The following is a 20498-nucleotide window of genomic DNA, read 5'->3' on the forward strand; positions in this document are numbered from 1 at the left end:
TCCTCACGCAGTTTCTTCAGGAGCCGTATCGAATGGACGTCGCGTTGTTTGGTTCTCTTCAAGATTGCGCAGTAATAATGCATAGTCGAGTGATACACCATGAGGTACAGGAATTCTGACTTGGTGACCTGAACCCTTCGCGTTATCAATGGTGTTACCTTTGTAATCAATCATATATTGCAGATCGAAAGTCAGATTGCCATCGGGGGTCATTAGTTCGAGTTGATGTCCGACGCAAAACTTGTTTTTGACATCGACAATGGCCATCTCGGTATCTGGACACCAACCTAAAATTTCACCCACGAATTGTTGGTGGTCGCTCACTGAGCTACCAGATTGGTAATTTTGATATTCGTCGTGTGTATGGCGACGTAAAAAACCTTCTGTGTAGCCTCGGTTGGCAAGTCCTTCAAGGGATAGCATTAAATCTGGGTCAAAAGGTTTGCCTTCTGCGGCGTCGTCGATGGCTTTGCGATAGACTTGTGCGGTTCGCGCGCAGTAGTAGTGGGATTTCGTTCTGCCTTCAATTTTGAGAGAGTGAACACCCATACCTACCAAGGTTTCGACGTGTTGTACGGCGCGTAAATCTTTTGAGTTCATGATGTAAGTACCATGCTCATCTTCAAATGCTGGCATGTACTCACCGGGCTTCATCGGTTCTTCAAGTAGGTATACATCGTCGGTTGGTTGGCCCAGCCCCAATACCGGGGTATTCACATCAGGCTGCTGAACATGAACGATGTCTCCGGTCTCGTTTTCTCGAGCTTTCTCTGCTGTATATTGCCAGCGACATGCATTGGTACATGCACCCTGATTCGGGTCTCGTTTATTGATATAACCGGAAAGCAAGCAGCGACCGGAATACGCCATGCAAAGTGCGCCATGAACAAAAATTTCGAGCTCAATGTCAGGTACTTTAGTCCTGATTACGTCAATTTCCTTGAGTGAAAGCTCTCGAGATAGAATGACTCTTTCAATACCCAAACGTGACCAAAACTGGACCGTGGCATAGTTAACAGCGTTAGCCTGAACTGATAGGTGAATTGGCATCTTTGGGTAGTGTTCACGCACTAGCATGATCATACCGGGATCAGACATAATTAGCGCGTCTGGCTGCATGTCGATGATGGGAGCGATATCTTTTAAGTAGGTGTCCACTTTACTGTTGTGCGGCGCAATATTGCTCACAACGTAGAACTTTTTGCCTAATTGATGGGCTTCATCTATGCCCGTTTTTAGGTTCTCTATATTGAATTCGTTGTTTCTTACTCTAAGAGAGTAACGGGGTTGGCCAGCATACACGGCATCCGCTCCATAGGCGAAGGCGTACCTCATGTTTCTTAGGCTGCCTGCTGGAGAGAGGAGTTCGGGTTTACTGCTGTGTACCATGGTGTTTGTTCCGGATTGAAAATCCGCAGAAGAATAGGGCTGTGTGTTTATTTGAACAAGGCAAAAAAGCCCTAGAGTTGTTCTAGATCAAAAAACACATTTCACGTCACTACACTGATGTGTCCATTGAACTCGTCACCCAGTCCGACCATGGCCAACAGAGGTTTTGAAACCTCACATAGTGTGGTAATTTTGACAGCTTATGTGTGTTTTTCATGTCGCAAGAAAGGGTAATGTTGTAATGAGTGCAGTAGGGCGTCTTATCATCAATCTCGATATGTTGAGTGAGGATATGGCAGATGACCTCGAACAAAATGGAACAGATGTGCCAGAAAGTTATTTAGCGCTATTGAAACACTATCAAAGGACTGCAGAACAGCTGCATGCGGCACTGGCAGAACTGACGGAAACGGGTGCAAAAGAAGCGCTTGAAATGTCACACCTTAGCCCATTGTCTCCGAGTAAACGGATGATTTCAGTATTGGTCAAATTAGTCGGGTATGTGCTGCAGTATTACGCCGCACACAGCAAGAGCTTAGATATTTTAGCTGATGACTTTTCTGACCAAGCTGACGAGAAGCTCAATCTGTTGCAAACTCGAGCGATAAAAGCCAAAAGTCAGTTTAAAACTGTCGCATTTGCAATGGGGGAATCTGAGTACAATGCGCTGAGAAAGCAAGTTCCACTTCCTCAAGAGGATTGGCAATGGGAGCGGCTACAATTATTGTAGGTTAGTTTCAAGCTTAAAATCGAACTCATAGTAATGCTCGCCATCTCGAATAATAATATCCATGACACCGGCGAGGCTAGCCAACGCCTCGGTACCGGAATCAGGTATGACTTCAAGTGTTAGCCGCTTACCCGATGCTGACATTGTACCAAAATGCTGTAGCGCGAAACTGCCTGTTTTACCCAGTAAGCTACCGGTAACGCTTTCGATTGCAACGTATCCGGCAGAGCCTTTGGTTGCTGTTGTTAGGCTCAACATTTCTCCTACACTGGTGGCATCTAGATCGCCGTGAAAGGTTTTGTTTATGCCCATCCGTCCAACACTTGCACCATCGCTGGGGGCAAAACTCGCATCTAAGGGTTGCAATCCAACGTCGAATTTTCCTTTAATTTTCATACTCAGTTCCTTTTTCACTTGTTTGCGTGGCGAGATTCGATAATGCCTGAAATGGCGTGTCTGTCACGAATTTATTGATAAGCCAAGCGGGTAATTTTCCACCGGGTTCGGCGTGCAATTGGTAAACAACACGGGTGCCTTCTTCAACATCACTTAATTGCCAAAAGCCTTTAGCATAAGGAATTCGGACGAACTTGGGATTGGGCTCCAGGTATTCTGGCACCGCCCAAATCAGGATAGTTGTTTGGGTATCACTCTCTTCGAGCGTAAGTTGGTAGGCACCGTCTCGATTTTTCCCCGGCCAAGGAATATCTGTCTGTACGTACTGGATTTTGGTATTGCCCTCGTGGAAGAGTAACTCAGCACTGATCACATCCGGCATCCATTGCGCTAGCGCTTCGGTATCTTCCATGATTGCTAAAATACTATCGCGACTTGCCGGTAAAGTCGTTACACCTTTGAAAGCATCGACATCTGAGCCCTCGATATGCTTTGTGTAAATGGTGATATTGTCGCTTTGTTTGTCCAATACCCATTGAGAGGGCTGGTTATTGGGTGCCGCCGCCCAAGTAAAATGACACATTGTCGCCATTAGTACCCAGGTCCATCTCGTTGTCAGTTTCATCGTTTGCCTTTGCATTTAGTCTTAACTGGCAGTGGCGGCATTTCGCGTAATACTGACGACTTTGTTTCGTCCACTTTCTTTGGCGCGATACATAGCTTTATCTGCTTTTGAAAGCAACGACTCAAGCGACTCGTTTAAGTTAAACTCTGCTAAACCAACACTGATAGTGAAGGTGAGTTTTCCCGACTCGGTATCCAGTACCAGGGATTCAGTATTCTTGCGAATGCGTTCGGCGAGCTCTTGGGCGCCAAGCGCATTATCGTCGCAAAGCACAACAAACTCCTCACCACCATAACGGCCGCACACATCGATGTTACGGGTAGACTGCTTTAATATATCGGCAAAAGCCTTCAGAGCCTCATCGCCGATGTGATGACCATAGGTATCATTAATGCTTTTAAAGAAATCCAGATCAATTAAAAACAGACAAACAGAGACAGATTTGCGTTTAGCCAAGGCAATTCGGGTTTCTGCTTGAGAAATAAAACAACGGCGGTTGCTCAAGCCTGTCAAAGGATCGGTTCGAGCCTCCAGCTCGGCTTTTCGCTTGGCCTGCTCAAGGGCTTGAGTTCGCTCAGCGACGATTTGCTCCAAGTTGCTATTCGAATCTTCTAGGTGTTTGCGGTAGCGAGCTTCTGCCTCGGCTTTGGCTTCGCGAAGGGATTTCACCTTCATACCAATTGCCGCCATGATGGTGAGCAGCTCGAAGAATGACGCGTAGGCTGGCCAGTAATAATTAGACAAGGTCACGGGGACCAAACCCAAATCTCTTAGTGCTTGTGTGACCAACGAAATGATCAAAAAACTCCACGCCAGGCAAAATATGCCTGCCTCAGTGGAGCCTTGTCGCCATCGAATAAAACCGGTAATCACCAATACCGGATACATCAACATGGCAATAGTAATAGAGATGATTGCAGGTACTGTGAGCTGGAATATGGCGCAGCCGAATAAGAATATAGCGTTCGCCATCATCAGTTTTAATACAACATCCATGTTCGGTGTGAAACGTCGACTTTTTAGAAAGATGCGGGCGAAAAATATGCCAAAATATACCGTACAGGCGGCGGCGATCCAGATGAAACTCCAATGAAAATTATCGGGGAAAATGTACTGATGTAAATAGCCGTAAACCGCGAGCCATATGGTGATTTTTGAGAATGCATATATCGAATAGGCATAAAATGTTTTGGCATTTGAAGCGACGCCCGCGACCAAAGCAAATAACGCCATTAAGAAAAAGCCGCCAATGAGAAAGGCCATAATGGCGGTTTCTGATGTAGTTTGTCGATTAAACTCTTGAGGTGACCATATACGCATGCTGGGGAAAACAAACCCCATTTGATCAGAACTGTACTTGGCAAAATACGTTTTGTTTTGTCCCGCTTCTAACTCGACTGGGAACACAAACCTATGATGAGCGAGTTCTCTGTGTTGGAACGGTTTAGCCATCGATAGGTCAGCTATCTTTACTGTCTGGTTTGTGCTGCTGTCATGCTCCCAGACTTCAAGTGAGATCAGTTGATGGTCAATGTACTCAATATACAGATGAGCAGTGCCGTCATTTTCATTGACCAGTGAAAAGTGCGACCAAAACGCCCCGGGTTTCAAACCCGTCGACCCCGCGGTCTCCAACGAAAAGAACGCATTGTTGTTAAATGCTTCGATGGCGTGGGTGAGAGTTTTGTCTCCAGTTGGGTCATGCCAGACATCTGATTGGCCAGTTTGCTGTGACCCTGCTTCAACGGATGTCACTGAAACTTGGTCCGCCCATGACCCCGTGGTCACAAAAAAAGTCAAAACAAACGCTACGATAAGATACTTGTTTAGCATCTGGTTTCCGCCCTAAAGATATGACTGGAGGTTTGATGAACAGAGTCATTCACAACATGGCTGCACGTTACTTCTAAACATCACACGTCAAAGTGTAACTACGAACGGCATTGTATAAAAACTCACACTACAAACATTCACAATTTTTGCACAATGGTATGTATTCATATTACTAAGTTTTTATCATAGAGTCTTGTTATATAAAGATTAAAGTGGATATAGTATTAATAACTGATGTTGCACACGCACTCTAAGGCCAATGACAAATGGCGAAAAAGTGCGACGACTTGAATAGTGAAAACCACACCTACGATAGCGCAAGGACGGATTGACAATGATTGTCAACTTCAAGCTACTAGAAACATTCGCACTGCGAGCGACTACCGCCTATCAATCCCCAGAAGCGATTCAAGAGACCTACCCACTGGTTGAAAAAGTGGGGGGATGTGGCAAAAAGCTCCGCTATTTTTTGGAAACTGATCACGAATCAAAGACCCATGTCATTACGGTACGTGGTACATGTAATTTAACCAATGCCATTGAAGACTTTACGTACATTTATCACAAGAGCCACCGATTGCCGATCTGGGTGCATAAAGGATTCGACGACTGCGCTTATGCGGTTTATCAATCGTTGACCCCACTTTTACTCGACGACTATGAATTGGTGCTTACCGGACATAGTCTAGGAGCGGCGATTTCGACCTTACTTCTGATGTATTACTACGAAGATGGACGCAAGATTCTACCTTGTATTAACTTCGGCCAGCCCATGGTTACCAATAAAAACGGTGTACAGCGTTACCATCATTTGCCTTTGATGCGTGTTGTTGACGAAAACGATGTCGTTCCTTTACTCCCAGCAAATGATGTTTTAGATGAGCTACACGGTGGCTTTGAGCATGTCGGTGATCAAATTACATTGCTACGGGATCAATACTACGTTTTTGAATCATCGCAAGATGCGCAAGTGAACTCGGCCTGGTCATTTTGGAAGAATGTGTTCAATACCAGTGTTAAAGCCCATTTGATGGAAAACTACCTGACGAATATACGCAGTAAATTTGAACAGAGCGAATTGGTGTCTTACGCGCAGCGCCGCGCTTACTACAGTAAATAACGGAATAAAAAATGAAAATAAAAAGATGGCTAAGAAGGCTCAATCCTATTTACTGGCTTCGCGGTTTGTGGCGCTGGATTAAAGGCATCGTCATCGCGCTATTCGGTTTGTGGCGAGCCTTAGGTCCGGTTTGGCTGCGATGGACTGTCGCCACAGTTGGCGTCCTTATAGCGGGGTTTGTTGGCTTAAAAGCGTTACTCGCTCCAAATTTGACGCAAGAGCAAATTCACTCGTTAACCTACTTAAACGAGGGCTGGACAGAAAAGCAACGGCAGAGTTTTTACTTCACGCCACAGGGCACCGAGTTATTCGGTTTGGAATATGACTGGTTTGTGAATTTAGAACTGCCACTGTCTCACGATCTGTTGACGTCCCCCGAAAACATGCGTGGCTGGGGGTTCATCGTTAATCCAGGGCAGCGAGCAAGTGAGATTAACCCGGGTAATTTACCCGTTGGATTGGGGCGGCATCTCGACCCGATAAGCGGTAAAGAGATGTTGGATATCGGTTGTGCAACTTGCCACACAGGAGAGTTACATTATAACGGTGTGGCCATGCGCGTTGACGGTGGACAAGCGGTTCAAAGTATTGCCAATGCGAAGCGCGGTGAATTCATTACCACACTGGGCGCTAGCGTTTTTGAAACGCTGCTTAATCCCAACAAATGGGATAGGTTTGCTAACCGCTTAGTGGGGCATGACAAAGACGCAAGAAAAGCGTTGAAAGCAGATCTGTGGGCTTATGCAAAGCGATTAAAGCACTTTGTTGGAACCGCCGGTGCAAGCAAATACTATCCGGTTGAAGAGGGCAGAGGACGAACGGATGCTGTCGGTCGTATCGGCAACATCGTCTTTGGTTATGATCTCGATGAACCCAATAACTACAAAGTGGCAGATGCGCCCGCAAGCTATCCATTCTTGTGGGATATCTGGCGCTTCGACTGGGTACAGTACACAGGGTTTACTAATCAACCTATGGCCAGAAACATGGGGGAAGCATTGGGCGTGTTGGCACCCATCAAGCTTGTGGATGACCAAGGTAAGCGACTCACCGGTGATGAACTAGGGCAATCTCTTGTTGATATTGATGGCTTACATTGTGCAGAAGGCCTGATACGTGAATTAGAACCACCCAAATGGCCAGCAAATATTCTCGGCGAAATAGACATAGATAAAGCCGTCGCGGGTAAAGACTTGTTTGCTCATCACTGTCAGCATTGCCATGGCCCACACTACAGTGAATCGTACGCTTGGCCACTTGCAACCCAATCCGACCCTACCGTGGCCGGGCAGAACGACAGTAATTGGCAGTGGGATATGGCTGGCGATGTTACCAAAGAGGGGGCGAATGCCTACCGACAAGATTGGCGCAGCGTGATTTGGTCTGTACCTTGGCTCAAGGTCGAAGACATCGGTACCGACCCTAAATTGGCTAACAATTATATGGACAACCGGTATGATCCCAGTAAGTTAGTACCCGGCGCAAAACCAGTGAATGCCGGAAACGGTTTACAACTATTGCTCAACGAACTTGTGCCTGCAACTTATCAACGTTGGGGAATCGACGGTGACCGAGTTGCGGATTTCGATGGTTTGAATATCCCATTTCGAATCACCAACCAACGAGCTTATAAATCTCGCCCATTACACGGTGTCTGGGCTACGCCTCCATTTTTACACAACGGTTCGGTGCCAACGGTTTATCATATGTTGTCACCACTGCGCATGCGGCCTAAGACGTTTCATGTCGGAAACCGCGAGTATGACCCGGTTCATTTAGGCTATGTACATACGCCAAGTGCGGGCAGTTTCAAACACGATACGAGTATCGCTGGCAATCACAATACTGGCCATTTGTTTACAGATGTAGATATGCCAGGTCGTATCGGTCCTTTGTTTTCCGAAGTCGAGAAATTTGCGTTGATGGAATACCTCAAAGTGATGGGAAATCCAGACTATAGCGAGCGTTTGGGAGGTGACCCACAAGACTGGTCGAAACATACTCCTCCTCCTGTAACGGATTGGCATACTAAAAGCTGTGACAATTCGCATTTACGTCATGCTGCGGCCAATGTGATTCAAGGAGAATAGATGTGAATATTGCGAAATCATCCCGTGCCTGTGCTATTGCACTTATACTCGGCAGCACTTGGTTAAACGTTGGCAATGCGCTTGCAGAACAAACGATAGACAAACTGGGAATGGAGATCTCTGACCGCGAACTGCAAGCGATCCAAAAGGCCATGGAGTATGGTCGGGAGATTTCCAAAGCGGCAGAAAAGGTCAATGGCTTGCCATATCGTCGTGACGCACACGCCAAGGCAACGGGATGTGTAAGGGCGACTTTTACCGTTAATCCTGATATTCCCGAGTACTTGCAGCACAGTGTCTTTGCAACGCCAGGCAAAGCCTACGAGGCTTGGATACGCTTTTCCAACGGCGACATGACAGTGCAAGCCGACAGTAAGCCCGATGCAAGAGGGATGGCCGTTAAGCTTGTGGGCGTTGAAGGACAGCCAATTGCCCCCGAATTAGGCAAAACGGGTACCCAAGATTTTATCATGACGAATATGGCAGCGTTTTTTCATCGCAACGTCTACGATTATGTAGAAGACATGCGCTATCTGGCCCAATTGAAAAGAACCCGCTGGTTTATCAGCCTATGGCCGCCTAGGTTACATCCAAAACAGTTTTATCGAGCAATTCAAACCGTATCAGCCAAAATTAGTAACCCACTCACACCCCAATATTATTCGATGCTGCCGTATACACTTGGTGATACCGTGCTGAAGTTTTCAGCCAAAGCCTGTGAAGGAATGACATTTGATAACAATGCCAACACCAAGGATTTCGACTATTTGACAGAAGCGATGGCAAACACCCTAGACAAGGGGGCGGGCTGTTTCCAATTCATGGTACAGGAGCAGAAGCCTGGATTTTATATGCCAATTGACGATGCCACTGTAATCTGGAAAGAACAGGATTCACCCTTTGTGCCCATCGCAACCATTAATATCCCGCCACAACACTTTACCAGTGAGGCACAACAACAGTTTTGTGAAGACCTGTCAATGAACCCTTGGCACGGTGTAGGAGCATGGGAGCCGATTGGCAGTCTGAATCGCTCACGTCGCTTGGTATATCACGCGGTATCGCAATATCGACACAGACAAAATGACGCTTCGGTCAGCCAGCCGACTAGTTGGTGTTTGACAGGAAATTCATGTGATTTGTCTGACGCGATCCGCAGTAATACGAAAAGAGCAGATACGCCGCTACAGTTTGATTCTCAATACAAAAAAATGACAAAAGACTCTCACTAGCGTTGGGATTTGGGGTCAGAAGTAAGATCTACGGGCGCACGGAAAACGAGAATCACAAGATACATTAGGGCAATTGGCGGCATGATGGATGTGATTAAACCGATTATCGCAACTGTGATTGGCATTCGCGTTTTGCGCTTACCCAACCAGTAGGTTGCGCCCACCATAAACAATGAAAAGGCTATCATTGTTGCTATGAGATAGTGTGTCTCCAAAACCGCGTTCCTTCCTTGTATACCGTTTGCTCTTGGCGCAATAAGAGTGGCGCGTATCGCATCCTTGCGACGTCTCTTACCCAAGCATACTCATAAACCCGAAAATGATCGATGGTTTACAATGCTTTTTGCCAAGGTGGGAGGTGAATTTGGTCAATAGTAAGGTGCTGTGTTCAATAAGAAAACAGCACCTTAGTACAGTCTATTGCCTTGCGGCATACCAATCGGCCAATTGTTGGCGCTCTTGGTCGGTCATGTTGGTCTTATTGAGTAGAGGCATATCTTTTGTGACCGCGGCTCGATGAACAATACGCGGTGACAGCCTGTCAATTTGCTCCCATGTATCGAACATGACGCCCGCAGGGGCGACAACAAATATACTGTCGGTAGGGGTTGCCGAATGACAACCTGTACAGTGGGTTTTCACGATACTTGCCACTTGCTCGTCAGAGATAACCACTTTTGGCTCAACACTATTTTCGGACTGTTTAACTGCGTTGCTGGCCTGGTTGTTCTCTGGTGTTGAAGCTGGCCATGATACCCACAGTGCCATTGCAAACATCGCTGCGGCACCTGAAATGAGAATGCCGGGTTTTACAATACCTAGGTGTTTTAGGTTGAAAAAGTGGCGAATCCACGCGGAGATACCAATGATCAAAACTAAGACAAGCCAGTTTTGTTCGTGCTGATACGTCATGGGATAATGATTACTGATCATGATGAACAATAGGGGCAATGTGAAGTAGTTATTGTGCACTGAACGTAACTTCGCACCAGCGCCCCACGCAGGGTCAATATCCTGTTTATTCGCAACGGCAGCTACCATTTTTCGCTGATTGGGCATGATATTAAAAAAGACATTGCCGGCCATGATGGTACCAATCAACGCCCCGACATGAATGTATGCACCGCGCCCACTAAACCATTGCGTTGCTAGGTAGCACGCGAGCGTAATAAAGCCCACCAAGCAGATGGCGAATACCACAGGATATTGGCCTAAACGACTGCGACAGGCGATTTCATAAATAGCCAAGCCACCAAAGATAAATGCCAACCCAAGACCAATTGCTTGCAGTGGTGTAAGTGCCATTACACTGGGGTCAATTAAATACACAGACGCACCAAAGTAGTAAACGATCACTAATAGGGCAAAGCCGCTTAACCAAGTTGTGTAAGCTTCCCATTTGAACCAGTGAAGCTTTTCAGGCATCTGTTCTGGCCCATAGGCATATTTGGCAACTTCGTAAAAGCCACCGCCATGAATTGCCCATAGGTCACCTTTAATCCCTTTGTCCTGTTTCCATTGGGGCGGTGTCCGCAGGTTGTTGTCCAACCAAATAAAGTAAAATGAGGCGCCAATCCAAGCAACGCCAGCGATAACGTGAAACCAACGAACGAACAATGATAGCCAATCAAGCCAAGGCATCGTAATTCTCCTGAATAGTTATATATTGCTTGCCAGCAACGTAAGTCGCGGCAATTGCACGATCATCACCGAGCATACTCAATGCAAAAAGTACATCGTCTACTGGTGCATCGTTTGCGATACGAAGTGAACTCAACGCGTCAAACTGAGGCGTGAGTAGAACAAAGTCGGCATGAGAGCCCGGATTTAAATTGCCGATGGTATGTGTGAGCCCATGAGCAGCGGCTGCACCTTGCGTCATCATATAGAATCCCTCTATGGCGTCTATCGGTGCGCCTCTGAGTTGACTTATTTTATAGGCTTCACCGTAAGTGCGAAGCAAATTGAAACTGGTACCTGCACCAACGTCACTGGCTAGTGCCACCTTGACGCCATTTTGCTTAGCCTTGTCGTTGTCGAACAACCCACTGCCCAAGAACAGATTAGAGGTTGGACAAAACGCTGCGGTAGCGCCGGATTCGCCCATGCGAGCCCATTCATCGTTAGTCAAGTGAATACAATGGCCATAAACGGAGCGCTCTCTGACCATGTTGTAATGGTCATACACGTCCAGATAGCCTTTGTGCTGAGGATAAAGTGATTTGACCCACTCAATTTCGTCTTTGTTTTCCGACAAATGCGTTTGAATAAACACATCTTGATATTGTTGTGCTAACTCGCCAAGAGCGGCCATCTGGGCCTCAGTGCTCGTTGGTGCGAATCGCGGCGTGATGGCGTACAAATTTCTGCCTTTGCCGTGCCACTTATCAATTAAATCAGCGGTGTCACGTTGAGCCGTTATTGCCGTATCGCTCAAGTCATCAGGGCAGTTTCGGTCCATACAGACTTTACCCGCTACTATCGCCATGTTGTGAGCGGATGCGACATTGAATAAACTTTCGCACGCACTCTTGTGTACGCTTGAGAAGGCAAAGGCAGATGTTGTCCCATTCTTCAATAACTGGTCGATAAACAAGCGCGCGATTTTGTCGCTGTAATCTTGTTGTTTGAAACGTTTCTCGGTAGGAAAGGTATAATTCTCCAACCAGCTCAACAGCTGTTCACCATAACAGGCGATCATCTCTGTTTGAGGGAAGTGTACGTGACTATCAATCAGGCCCGGAATAAGCAGCTTGCCGCGAAAATCGTGCTCTTGAGCATGGCTAAAGCGAGGTTTTAAATCTGCGTAATCGCCAACTGCTTCAATGTTCTCACCGAATACGACCAAAGCGCCATCCACAAAATAGGAGAGGGCGTCTCGAGGTGAATCAGAGCACTGCGGAAAGTGTGCAATGCTGGCGCGATACAGCTGCGCCACTGGTGTAGACTGTGTCACTTAACTGCCTCTGTAGCTACTAAAGCCAAATGGTGAAATCAACAAAGGTACGTGATAATGACCGCCGTTTTCTGTCATTTCGAACGCAATATCGACGTGTGGGTAAAAACTGGCTTGGTGATGCGCCAATAAGTACGCTTGGCAATGGAAGCGAACAGAATAAACCCCAGCAGAAAAGTCAATGTTACCCCAGTCTCGGCAGCGGCCATCATCGTCGGTAATGCCTTCAAAACTTTGACCCTGAGGCGTGGTTAACGTAATTTTAATGCCGCTTGCAGGCTTACCTGAAGTGGTATCTAGAACATGGCTTGATAAGCTATTCATCATTTTTCCTATTCGCTCAGGCCTTTCTCAATTCTGAGAAGAGTAATCTTAATTTGTTCACCTGCCGCAGTGGCGAGTTCTTGTTCGGTAGTATTGGGTAATCTGGTTTCCAGTGCCGCTAACATTGTTTGTGCGGACAAACCTGTTGCACAGATGATGAAAATAAAGCCGTGCTTTTCCAAATAGTCGATATTACTTTGCTTGAGCGCGTGTAAAACCTCATCAGACGCCACGGAAGCGCCGCTTTGTTCATTCGCAGCAAGGGCTTTTGTGTTAGCGTATTTTTCACGCAGACTACTGATGTCGCCAATCATAGGGTGGCCTTTGAACGCCTCTAAAATATCGTCTTCATCCATCTGCGACCAGATGTTTTCCGCGGTGGCTTTGACTTGCTCGACGCTATTGAATGGACGGGCCTGTGCCATGGCATCACACCACTTAGACGATGTGCAGGTTTGCATAAACCAATCAACGGCTTCGTTGTGTTTGAAATAGTTTAATTCAGTTAATGTCATTGTACTTCGCTCGACAATTTTTTGTTGATCACAGGGCGCGTAATACCCTGAGAATTGAGTTTTTGAATAATCTGAGCACTGATAGCAACGGCGACTTCGATAGGGCGCTTACCCGGTACGGAAAGCTCGCCTATGGGACTCACCATCTGTGCAATTTGTTGTTCATCAAAATCGCGACTCGCTAGGCGTGTTCGAAAGCGTTTGGCTTTGGTTTCTGAGCCAATCATGCCGAGGAATTCACAATGGTTTTTCTTCAGTGCACATTCGACTAATTCGTAATCTAACTGGTGGTTGTGGGTCAGGATGACGGCCCAACTGCCTTGTGGTAAATCCGCCATCTCCGCGACCGGATCGTCATCAATAACACATTCCACATTGTCGGGCGTTGGCACTTCATCAAAACATTCACTGCGGCTATCTATCCAGCGTATTTGCAGTGGCAACTGGGCTAAAATAGGGACCAAAGCCTGGGCGACGTGTCCGCCACCAAAAACCGCTAGGGTTTGGGTGTGAGTCACATTGACTTCGATGAACACTTTCATTGCTCCGCCACAACATTGGCCGAGTTTACTGGACAAAGGGTATGACTCAATATGTTGAACCTGCTCACCCTTCGCGAGTAATTCTCGTGCCTTAGCAATAGCTTGATACTCTAGATGTCCGCCGCCGATAGTATCGTACTGGCTGTCACCTGTGACTATCATTTTCGTGCCCGCATCACGAGGCGTGGAGCCCGCGGTTGTCATTACTGTGACTATCGCGTAAGACTGGCCTAAGTGTTGGCATCGGTGGAGGGCATCAAACCAAGTCGTCGGTCTCATGGTTGGTCCTCGCGCATCGCAGTCACCGCTCGCAATACCTTCTCTGGCGTCGCAGGTGTGTCTATCTGCGGGTCAATTGTATAGTCAGATAAGCTTGAAACTGCATCTTTTATCGCACTCCAAACCGAAATTGCTAACATGAATGGCGGTTCACCAACGGCCTTTGAATGGTAAATGCTGTCTTCTTCATTTGGCCTGTCAAACAAATCGACGTTAAATACCTCAGGCGTGTCGCCAATGGCGGGAATTTTATAGGTGGCTAAGTTATTACTTGATAACTTCCCAGCTTTGTCCCACAGCAATTCTTCTGTGGTCAGCCAACCCATGCCTTGGATAAATCCACCTTCAATCTGGCCTTTGTCTATTGCCGGGTTGAGGCTTTTTCCAACGTCGTGCAAAACGTCAACACGGTCAACGTGATATTCTCCCGTCAGCGTGTCTACGCTGACTTCGCTAACTGACGCCCCGTAAGCAAAGTAAAAGAATGGGCGTCCTTTTCCTGTGCTGCGATCATAATGAATTTTAGGTGTTTTATAAAAACCACTGGAAGACAGTGACACCCTTGCCATATAAGCATCTTGCACCAAAGCGGTAAAGCTTGTGGTATGTTCGCCTAATGTCACTTGGTTGTCAGAAAATACGACATCATCCGCATTGCCATCGTGGCTCTGCGCATAAAACGCTGCGAGACGCTGCTTAATGGTAATGCACGCATTCTGTGCGGCCTTACCATTGAGATCGGTACCACTTGAGGCGGCAGTAGGTGACGTGTTGGGGACCTTGTCGGTGCGCGTTGATGTCACTTCTACGTCGTCAGTATCCACACCAAACTCGTTAGCCACTATCTGCGCTATTTTAGTGTGAAGACCTTGTCCCATCTCGGTGCCACCGTGGTTAGCTTGAATACTACCATCGGTATAGACATGAACCAGTGCGCCTGCTTGATTCAAATGCTTGGCGGTAAAAGATATACCGAATTTCACAGGCGTTAAGGCTAATCCTTTCTTGATAATTGGACTGGTTTTATTAAAGGCAGAGATGGCTTCGCGACGAGCCCAGTAGTCACTGGATTGCTCTAATTGTGAAACAAGCTCGTGAATCACCTCGTGTTCAACCTCCATACCATATGGAGTAGTGGTACCGTTGCCTTTACCGTAGAAATTAAGTTTGCGAACTGTCAAAGGATCTTGTTTTGTTGACCTCGCAATAGCATCGATCATCGCTTCAGCCATAATCATACCTTGCGGACCGCCAAATCCTCGATATGCAGTGTGGGATACCATGTCAGTTCTGAGGCGCGCACCATCAATTTTTGCTTGTCCTAACGAGTAGCTATTGTCGGAATGGAACATTGCTCGGTCGACAATCGCATCAGACAAGTCGGGCGAGTGGCCGCAGTTGCCATTGACCCGTATTTTGGCGGCTGTGATTTTACCATTGTCATCAAATCCCACTTCGAACTGGTTTTCAAATGGATGACGTTTACCTGTCGCTATCATGTCTTGCTGACGAGGAAGGCGCAGTTTTACAGCGCGACCAGCGCGAGAGGCGAGTAACGCCGCGATACAGGCCCATTGCGCTGCCTGAGTCTCTTTGCCACCAAAGCCTCCGCCCATGCGACGCATGTCAATAACGACTTTATGCAGTTTGACGTCGAGTACTTCCGCAACCAGTTTTTGCACTTCGCTAGGGTGTTGGCTAGACGTGTAAACGTGCATGCGGTCTTCTTCTTCCGGTATAGCTAAAGAGACTTGGCCTTCCAAATAAACGTGCTCTTGGCCGCCAACAGACAAAGTGCCACTGACGGTGTTTGATGCCTTATCCATGGCTTCATCGGCATTGCCCAAAGCCATTTGATGAGGGGGACGTACTGTGTAGTTTTGCGCTGCAGCGGTTTCTACATCAAGGATGGCAGGCATAGGAGCAATGTCGATATTACCCAGTTTCGCTGCCTGCCTAGCATGGGTCACACTGTCAGCCAATACGGCGAATATAGGTTGGCCATGAAACTTTATTTCGCCGTCAGCTAGCACGGGATCCCCTTTGAATACTGGACCAATATCGATGTGGCCCGGTACGTCTTGGGCGGTGATAACGTCAATCACGCCCGGTGCATTTTTTACCGCCGATAAATCGATGCTCTTGATACTCCCCCGCGCGACTTGACTCACGCCGACGGCAGCATAGGTAATATTCGCTGGCTCTGGAATATCGTCAACATATCTTGCACTACCGGCTACCTGACGCGGCGCGCTTTCGTGTTTTTTACTGGTGTGAACGCCTTGCGTGGAAGGCACAACATTGGGTTGGTCAATGAGTTTACGCATGGCTGATTACTCTCGTTGCTATTGCTTGCTGAGCACTGTTGGTTTCGAGCCAAAAACGATGCCATAAATTGCCTAAAACCTGTTTGCGATAGGCTGCACTGGCTCTGACATCATCAATAGGCGAAAAGGCTTGCTCGAGTTGCGTTTTGCCCGCATTCATTACACTGGATTGCTGCCAAGCCTTGCCAACAAGTGTATCGCTCAGCGATTGACACCTCACAGGCGTTGCTGCGACACCGCCGAAGCCAGTCGATATCCCATCAATCACACCATCATTAAGTGCTATTTTAAACACTGCGCATACCGCCGAAATGTCGTCTTCGTGTCGCTTAGAAATTTTGTATGCCTTGACAGTTTCGTTGGCGGCGAGTTTCGGAATGACAATCGCGTCTATCCATTCATCTTCACTCAACAGTGTTTGTCGATAACCCGTGAAAAACTCTGAGAGTTCAACTTGACGAGTGCGTTGCCCATTGTCCAGTATAACTGACGCTTCGAGAGCCAAAAGTACTGGAGGCATATCGCCGATAGGACTGGCATTGGCAACATTACCGCCCAGTGTGGCTTGGTTGCGTATAGGCAAAGAGGCAAACCGCTCAACAATCTCTGAGAGAGCGGGGAAATGGTCTAACAATACGTCTGTGATGTCGTTTAGCGGACATGCGGCTCCAATTGTCACATGGGTGTCGCTGACGTCGACCCGCTTGAGCTCCTTAACTTGCGTCAGGCTGATCATTTTGGTTAACGGATTCAATTGTTGTGTTGTTTCTAGCGCTAGATCAGTGCTACCTGCAACCAGCCGTGCGTCAGGGTGTGCCGCGACTAGTTGAGCTAACTGAGACCGGTTTTTCGGAATATAAAGTCCATCAACGCCAGCTTGTTCGTCACTGGCAATGGATTTGAGGGTCTCTATGGTTCGCTCAGCGTTTGCTGTAAATTGGTCATTGGCGGTTTCTCCGCATACCGCGAGCGTGGCGTCTATGATAGGTCTGTAACCTGTGCACCGACAAAGGTTACCAGACAATGCAGAAAGTACTTTGTTTCTGTCTACTTCCGTATCTTGCTGGTATAGCGCGAACATAGACATGATAAAGCCAGGAGTACAAAAACCGCATTGTGAACCGTGATGGTCTACCATGGATTGTTGCACAGGGTGCAGTTTGTTGCCTTGCTTGAGGTGCTCAACCGTTATCAGCTGTTTGCCGTCCAATGCCGACAAAAATGTGACACAACTGTTCACAGAACGGTAGTTCAGTGATTGAGTATCGTCGTTGGTTTCGGCAAGTACTACCGTACATGCACCACAATCGCCCGCTGCGCACCCTTCTTTGGTGCCTTGCATATCGCGTTTTTCACGCAAATAATTCAGTACTGTTGTGTCCGCGTTTTCGCGCTCTATGGTAACGAGCTCTTCATTCAGTAGAAACCGGATCATGTTGTACTCCAAAAAATATCATCAGAATCGCTTTGACCACATACTATATATGGCTTTTGTTTAAAAAAGTAGACCAATTGGTCAGATTTTTAGTTTTAAAAAAACACACCAATGACGTTTTGGTATGTTCATTGCGTTCTAAGTCTTGCACGTAAAGGAGTGTAGACTAGGTGCGCTGAAAACTACATCAAGCAATATTTGTGCAAATTCATACAATAGACGGTTTGTTCTGGCACTCGCTTGTGGCAGACTAGATGGTCAGAAAATACGGGTAATCAAAGTAATCAAAGGACAAGCAACTCAAATGTCGAAAATTCGAGCTATGGATGCGAGTATAGGCGCCAAAAATAAAGTGCTGATTCTCAGTGCGGCGGAAAAAGCATTCGCACAAAATGGCCTAAAAGGGACGTCAGTTCAACAAATTGCTGATCGTGCAGGGTTGCCGAAGACCAATGTACTGTACTACTTCAAAACTAAGCAAGAATTGTACATGGCGGTGCTTCAACAAATTTTGGATACGTGGAATTCTGCTTTCGACAAGGCGACAGTTGAAGATGACCCCGCTATTGTGCTGGCTGAATACATCGCAGAAAAAATGGAGATTTCACGTTCAAACCCCTATGCGTCAAAAGTGTTCGCGATGGAAATTCTCAACGGCGCGACCAACGTCACCGATTATTTCAGAGAAGAGCACGGCGAGTGGATGCGTGGCCGCGTGGCAGTAATCGAAGGCTGGATTGAACAAGGTAAAATGCATGCGATGTCTGCGGAGTATCTGTTGTACCACATATGGGCTTGTACCCAGCACTACGCCGATTTTTCAGCACAAATTACGAACCTGCGGGGCAGTAAAATGTTGAAGCAAGACTTTGCCGAGGCGACGCGAAATCTCGTTCAATTGATTTTGGGCGGCTGTGGTTTGAGTATTCCAGAAAAGTATAAAGGCAATTAGTTTTATGACAACGACTTACCCCCGGGACCTAGTAGGTTACGGTGCTACGCCCCCAGATCCCAAATGGCCTGGCAAGGCTAAAATTGCTGTACAGTTTGTGCTCAATTACGAAGAGGGCGGAGAAAACTGCGTACTACATGGTGATGAGCATTCCGAAATTTTCTTGTCTGAAATTATTGGTGCCCAAGCCTATGCCGATCGCCACTTAAGTATGGAGTCGATATATGAGTACGGTAGTCGCGCTGGTTTCTGGCGTTTGCATCGACTCTTCACCAAATACAATATTCCTGTCACCGTTTTCGGCGTGACGATGGCAATGCAACGTCATCCTGAAGCAGTAAAAGCCATGCTCGACGCCGATTGGGAAATGGCATCTCATGCCATGCGCTGGATTCACTACCAAGATATGAGTATTGAACAAGAACGTCAGTTGATTGAGGACTCAATTAATTTGCATGAGTCACTGACAGGGAGTAAACCCAAAGGCTGGTATACGGGGCGAACGAGCCCGAACACGTTGAAGCTTATCGCTGAGCGCGATGACATTTTGTACTGTGCAGATTCCTATGCCGACGACTTGCCATATTACGACCGTCATTACGATAAACCCTTGTTGATGGTGCCATATACCTTGGATACCAATGATATGCGGTTCGCGACGCCACAAGGGTTTAACAGTGGAGAGCAATTTTTTCAGTACTTGAAAGACGCCTTTGACGTACTTTACGCCGAAGGCGAATCTCAACCCAAAATGTTATCCATTGGGTTACACTGCCGCATCATAGGCCGACCTGCTCGCATGATGGCCTTACAAAGGTTCATCGAATATGTACAACAGCATGATCGCGTTTGGTGCTGCACTCGCGAGGCAATCGCCGAGCACTGGAAAGCACATTATCCCGCTTGATCGTTTCGGTAAAGCACCGCGCCATCGCTCTTTTGCGTGTTGTCAAATTTTAAAAGGACATTGATGAAACTGGTATTGAGCATTTTAGCGGCAGCAACTTTAAACAACAGCCTTGAGACCGCGTTACCTCAGATTGATATCACCGTAGATGAATATAAAGAAGCACTATTTGATTTTAACTATCAAGGTGCCATGTTGTATTGCGAGGAGTTACCCGACACAGCAAAGCGTCAGCCTTATCGAAACTGTAGAGAGTTTAAAGCGCTAAAGTCCAAAGCCTGTTTTGGTAACTCGACTTATGATATGGCTATGGAAATGCGTTTTGCGAAAGCTTGTGCCGAGCTTGCATTGATTGAGCAAACTTCTGCGCCCAAAGTCAATTTTTTTGATTTAACGAGCGGTAATTGGTGGTGGGCAATACCTGCAGAGCTTATCCCTATGTCAGGTGGCATATACAGTGACGAGGGTTACGAGCTGGCCAAACAAATCCATAAAACTTGGGTTGAGGGTAAGCTACTCAAAGACGTGCTGAATAATGTTAGATCGACAAAGAACCATGATATCGATGTGACTTTAGCTGAAACCACTTACGAATGCGGGGTGGTGACTGATAACTTTACCATGAAGCTTAGTCTAGTGACCGATTTTAACCATGATGGCGCAGCTGATTTGTTGATTCAAGGATATCGTGTAAACCGCTCTGATTCCTGCCATCTGGGGTCAGGTAATGGACTTGGCGCAAGCTATTCAGTTATCTTGCAAAAGCCATCTGCCGCCGCACCCATTACTGTTCACTCTTTGGAACTAAATCAGTAGACAATGCCTCGCGCCATTGAGGTCAATGGC

At 47.0% G+C, this 20498-nt stretch carries 19 protein-coding genes; 7 read left to right on the forward strand and 12 right to left on the reverse strand.

From position 1 onward, the window contains the following. Positions 1-3: 3 nt before the first annotated feature. A complete protein-coding gene (trhP, locus tag AC27G9_RS00730; RefSeq protein ID WP_487070001.1) occupies positions 4-1389 on the reverse strand; it encodes a prephenate-dependent tRNA uridine(34) hydroxylase TrhP in 1386 nt (461 codons plus the stop codon). A gap of 241 nt (positions 1390-1630) precedes the next feature. Between trhP and AC27G9_RS00735 the strand changes: the two genes are divergently transcribed. Further along, positions 1631-2119 (forward strand): hypothetical protein, encoded by a 489-nt coding sequence (locus AC27G9_RS00735; protein ID WP_487070003.1) that lies wholly within the window; start codon positions 1631-1633, stop codon positions 2117-2119. On the opposite strand, the gene AC27G9_RS00740 is transcribed toward AC27G9_RS00735, so the two are convergent. The 3 genes from AC27G9_RS00740 to AC27G9_RS00750 are packed head-to-tail and all read right to left on the reverse strand — an operon-like array spanning position 2111 to position 4973. Continuing rightward, positions 2111-2515: a DUF3224 domain-containing protein gene (locus AC27G9_RS00740; protein WP_487070005.1), complete on the reverse strand. Its 405-nt coding sequence runs from the start codon at positions 2513-2515 to the stop codon at positions 2111-2113. The genes AC27G9_RS00735 and AC27G9_RS00740 overlap by 9 nt on opposite strands. Next, complete coding sequence (locus AC27G9_RS00745) at positions 2505-3140, reverse strand: START domain-containing protein (protein ID WP_487070007.1); 636 nt, start codon at positions 3138-3140, stop codon at positions 2505-2507. The genes AC27G9_RS00740 and AC27G9_RS00745 overlap by 11 nt, the downstream gene beginning before the upstream one ends. Before the next feature lie 21 nt (positions 3141-3161). Further along, on the reverse strand, positions 3162-4973 hold the full coding sequence (locus AC27G9_RS00750) for a sensor domain-containing diguanylate cyclase (RefSeq protein ID WP_487070009.1): 1812 nt from the start codon (positions 4971-4973) through the stop codon (positions 3162-3164). A gap of 334 nt (positions 4974-5307) precedes the next feature. Here AC27G9_RS00750 and AC27G9_RS00755 point away from each other — a divergent pair, with 334 nt between their 5' ends. Genes AC27G9_RS00755 through AC27G9_RS00765 form a run of 3 tightly spaced genes read left to right on the forward strand, consistent with a single transcriptional unit; the run spans position 5308 to position 9415 of the window. Beyond that, positions 5308-6093 carry a lipase family protein gene (locus AC27G9_RS00755; protein ID WP_487070011.1) on the forward strand — a complete coding sequence of 262 codons (786 nt, stop codon included), beginning with the start codon at positions 5308-5310 and terminating at the stop codon, positions 6091-6093. 11 nt (positions 6094-6104) lie between these two features. After that, on the forward strand, positions 6105-8183 hold the full coding sequence (locus tag AC27G9_RS00760) for a di-heme-cytochrome C peroxidase (RefSeq protein ID WP_487070013.1): 2079 nt from the start codon (positions 6105-6107) through the stop codon (positions 8181-8183). A gap of 2 nt (positions 8184-8185) precedes the next feature. After that, positions 8186-9415 (forward strand): catalase family protein, encoded by a 1230-nt coding sequence (locus AC27G9_RS00765; protein ID WP_487070015.1) that lies wholly within the window; start codon positions 8186-8188, stop codon positions 9413-9415. On the opposite strand, the gene AC27G9_RS00770 is transcribed toward AC27G9_RS00765, so the two are convergent. The 8 genes from AC27G9_RS00770 to xdhA form a co-directional block, all read right to left on the reverse strand. Next, positions 9412-9714, reverse strand: a complete 303-nt coding sequence (locus AC27G9_RS00770; protein ID WP_487070017.1) for a hypothetical protein — start codon at positions 9712-9714, stop codon at positions 9412-9414. The genes AC27G9_RS00765 and AC27G9_RS00770 overlap by 4 nt on opposite strands. 118 nt (positions 9715-9832) lie before the next feature. Next, positions 9833-11056, reverse strand: coding sequence for a urate hydroxylase PuuD (locus AC27G9_RS00775; protein ID WP_487070019.1), 1224 nt, complete (start codon positions 11054-11056; stop codon positions 9833-9835). Continuing rightward, complete coding sequence (gene guaD / locus AC27G9_RS00780) at positions 11043-12371, reverse strand: guanine deaminase (RefSeq protein ID WP_487070021.1); 1329 nt, start codon at positions 12369-12371, stop codon at positions 11043-11045. Before guaD ends, AC27G9_RS00775 begins: the two co-directional genes overlap by 14 nt. After that, the gene (uraH, locus tag AC27G9_RS00785; RefSeq protein ID WP_487070023.1) at positions 12372-12695 is read right to left on the reverse strand and encodes a hydroxyisourate hydrolase; all 324 of its coding nucleotides are present in this window, start codon (positions 12693-12695) and stop codon (positions 12372-12374) included. 8 nt (positions 12696-12703) lie between these two features. Next, positions 12704-13210, reverse strand: coding sequence for a 2-oxo-4-hydroxy-4-carboxy-5-ureidoimidazoline decarboxylase (gene uraD / locus AC27G9_RS00790; protein WP_487070025.1), 507 nt, complete (start codon positions 13208-13210; stop codon positions 12704-12706). Beyond that, a complete protein-coding gene (xdhC, locus tag AC27G9_RS00795; protein ID WP_487070027.1) occupies positions 13207-14031 on the reverse strand; it encodes a xanthine dehydrogenase accessory protein XdhC in 825 nt (274 codons plus the stop codon). Before xdhC ends, uraD begins: the two co-directional genes overlap by 4 nt. Beyond that, a complete protein-coding gene (gene xdhB, locus AC27G9_RS00800; protein WP_487070029.1) occupies positions 14028-16358 on the reverse strand; it encodes a xanthine dehydrogenase molybdopterin binding subunit in 2331 nt (776 codons plus the stop codon). Before xdhB ends, xdhC begins: the two co-directional genes overlap by 4 nt. Continuing rightward, positions 16351-17793, reverse strand: coding sequence for a xanthine dehydrogenase small subunit (xdhA, locus tag AC27G9_RS00805; RefSeq protein WP_487070031.1), 1443 nt, complete (start codon positions 17791-17793; stop codon positions 16351-16353). Before xdhA ends, xdhB begins: the two co-directional genes overlap by 8 nt. Positions 17794-18097: 304 nt before the next feature. On the opposite strand from xdhA, the gene AC27G9_RS00810 reads away from it, so the two are divergent. The 3 genes from AC27G9_RS00810 (at position 18098) to AC27G9_RS00820 (ending at position 20468) form a co-directional block, all read left to right on the forward strand. Further along, positions 18098-18745, forward strand: a complete 648-nt coding sequence (locus AC27G9_RS00810; RefSeq protein ID WP_487070033.1) for a TetR family transcriptional regulator C-terminal domain-containing protein — start codon at positions 18098-18100, stop codon at positions 18743-18745. Positions 18746-18749: 4 nt separating this feature from the next. Further along, on the forward strand, positions 18750-19652 hold the full coding sequence (gene puuE / locus AC27G9_RS00815) for an allantoinase PuuE (protein ID WP_487070035.1): 903 nt from the start codon (positions 18750-18752) through the stop codon (positions 19650-19652). A gap of 63 nt (positions 19653-19715) precedes the next feature. Then, positions 19716-20468: a hypothetical protein gene (locus AC27G9_RS00820; RefSeq protein ID WP_487070037.1), complete on the forward strand. Its 753-nt coding sequence runs from the start codon at positions 19716-19718 to the stop codon at positions 20466-20468. The last annotated feature ends 30 nt before the right edge of the window (positions 20469-20498 follow it).

It is taken from the genome of Alteromonas sp. 5NS40-0096, assembly GCF_057544385.1.

Excerpts from the sequence above, each read along its gene's own strand:
- trhP (WP_487070001.1), bottom strand. The coding sequence starts at position 1,389 with ATGGTACACAGCAGTAAACCCGAACTCCTCTCTCCAGCAGGCAGCCTA.
- AC27G9_RS00735 (WP_487070003.1), top strand. The coding sequence starts at position 1,631 with ATGAGTGCAGTAGGGCGTCTTATCATCAATCTCGATATGTTGAGTGAG.
- AC27G9_RS00740 (WP_487070005.1), bottom strand. The coding sequence starts at position 2,515 with ATGAAAATTAAAGGAAAATTCGACGTTGGATTGCAACCCTTAGATGCG.
- AC27G9_RS00745 (WP_487070007.1), bottom strand. The coding sequence starts at position 3,140 with ATGAAACTGACAACGAGATGGACCTGGGTACTAATGGCGACAATGTGT.
- AC27G9_RS00750 (WP_487070009.1), bottom strand. The coding sequence starts at position 4,973 with ATGCTAAACAAGTATCTTATCGTAGCGTTTGTTTTGACTTTTTTTGTG.
- AC27G9_RS00755 (WP_487070011.1), top strand. The coding sequence starts at position 5,308 with ATGATTGTCAACTTCAAGCTACTAGAAACATTCGCACTGCGAGCGACT.
- AC27G9_RS00760 (WP_487070013.1), top strand. The coding sequence starts at position 6,105 with ATGAAAATAAAAAGATGGCTAAGAAGGCTCAATCCTATTTACTGGCTT.
- AC27G9_RS00775 (WP_487070019.1), bottom strand. The coding sequence starts at position 11,056 with ATGCCTTGGCTTGATTGGCTATCATTGTTCGTTCGTTGGTTTCACGTT.
- uraH (WP_487070023.1), bottom strand. The coding sequence starts at position 12,695 with ATGAATAGCTTATCAAGCCATGTTCTAGATACCACTTCAGGTAAGCCT.
- uraD (WP_487070025.1), bottom strand. The coding sequence starts at position 13,210 with ATGACATTAACTGAATTAAACTATTTCAAACACAACGAAGCCGTTGAT.
- xdhC (WP_487070027.1), bottom strand. The coding sequence starts at position 14,031 with ATGAGACCGACGACTTGGTTTGATGCCCTCCACCGATGCCAACACTTA.
- xdhB (WP_487070029.1), bottom strand. The coding sequence starts at position 16,358 with ATGCGTAAACTCATTGACCAACCCAATGTTGTGCCTTCCACGCAAGGC.
- xdhA (WP_487070031.1), bottom strand. The coding sequence starts at position 17,793 with ATGATCCGGTTTCTACTGAATGAAGAGCTCGTTACCATAGAGCGCGAA.
- AC27G9_RS00810 (WP_487070033.1), top strand. The coding sequence starts at position 18,098 with ATGTCGAAAATTCGAGCTATGGATGCGAGTATAGGCGCCAAAAATAAA.
- puuE (WP_487070035.1), top strand. The coding sequence starts at position 18,750 with ATGACAACGACTTACCCCCGGGACCTAGTAGGTTACGGTGCTACGCCC.
- AC27G9_RS00820 (WP_487070037.1), top strand. The coding sequence starts at position 19,716 with ATGAAACTGGTATTGAGCATTTTAGCGGCAGCAACTTTAAACAACAGC.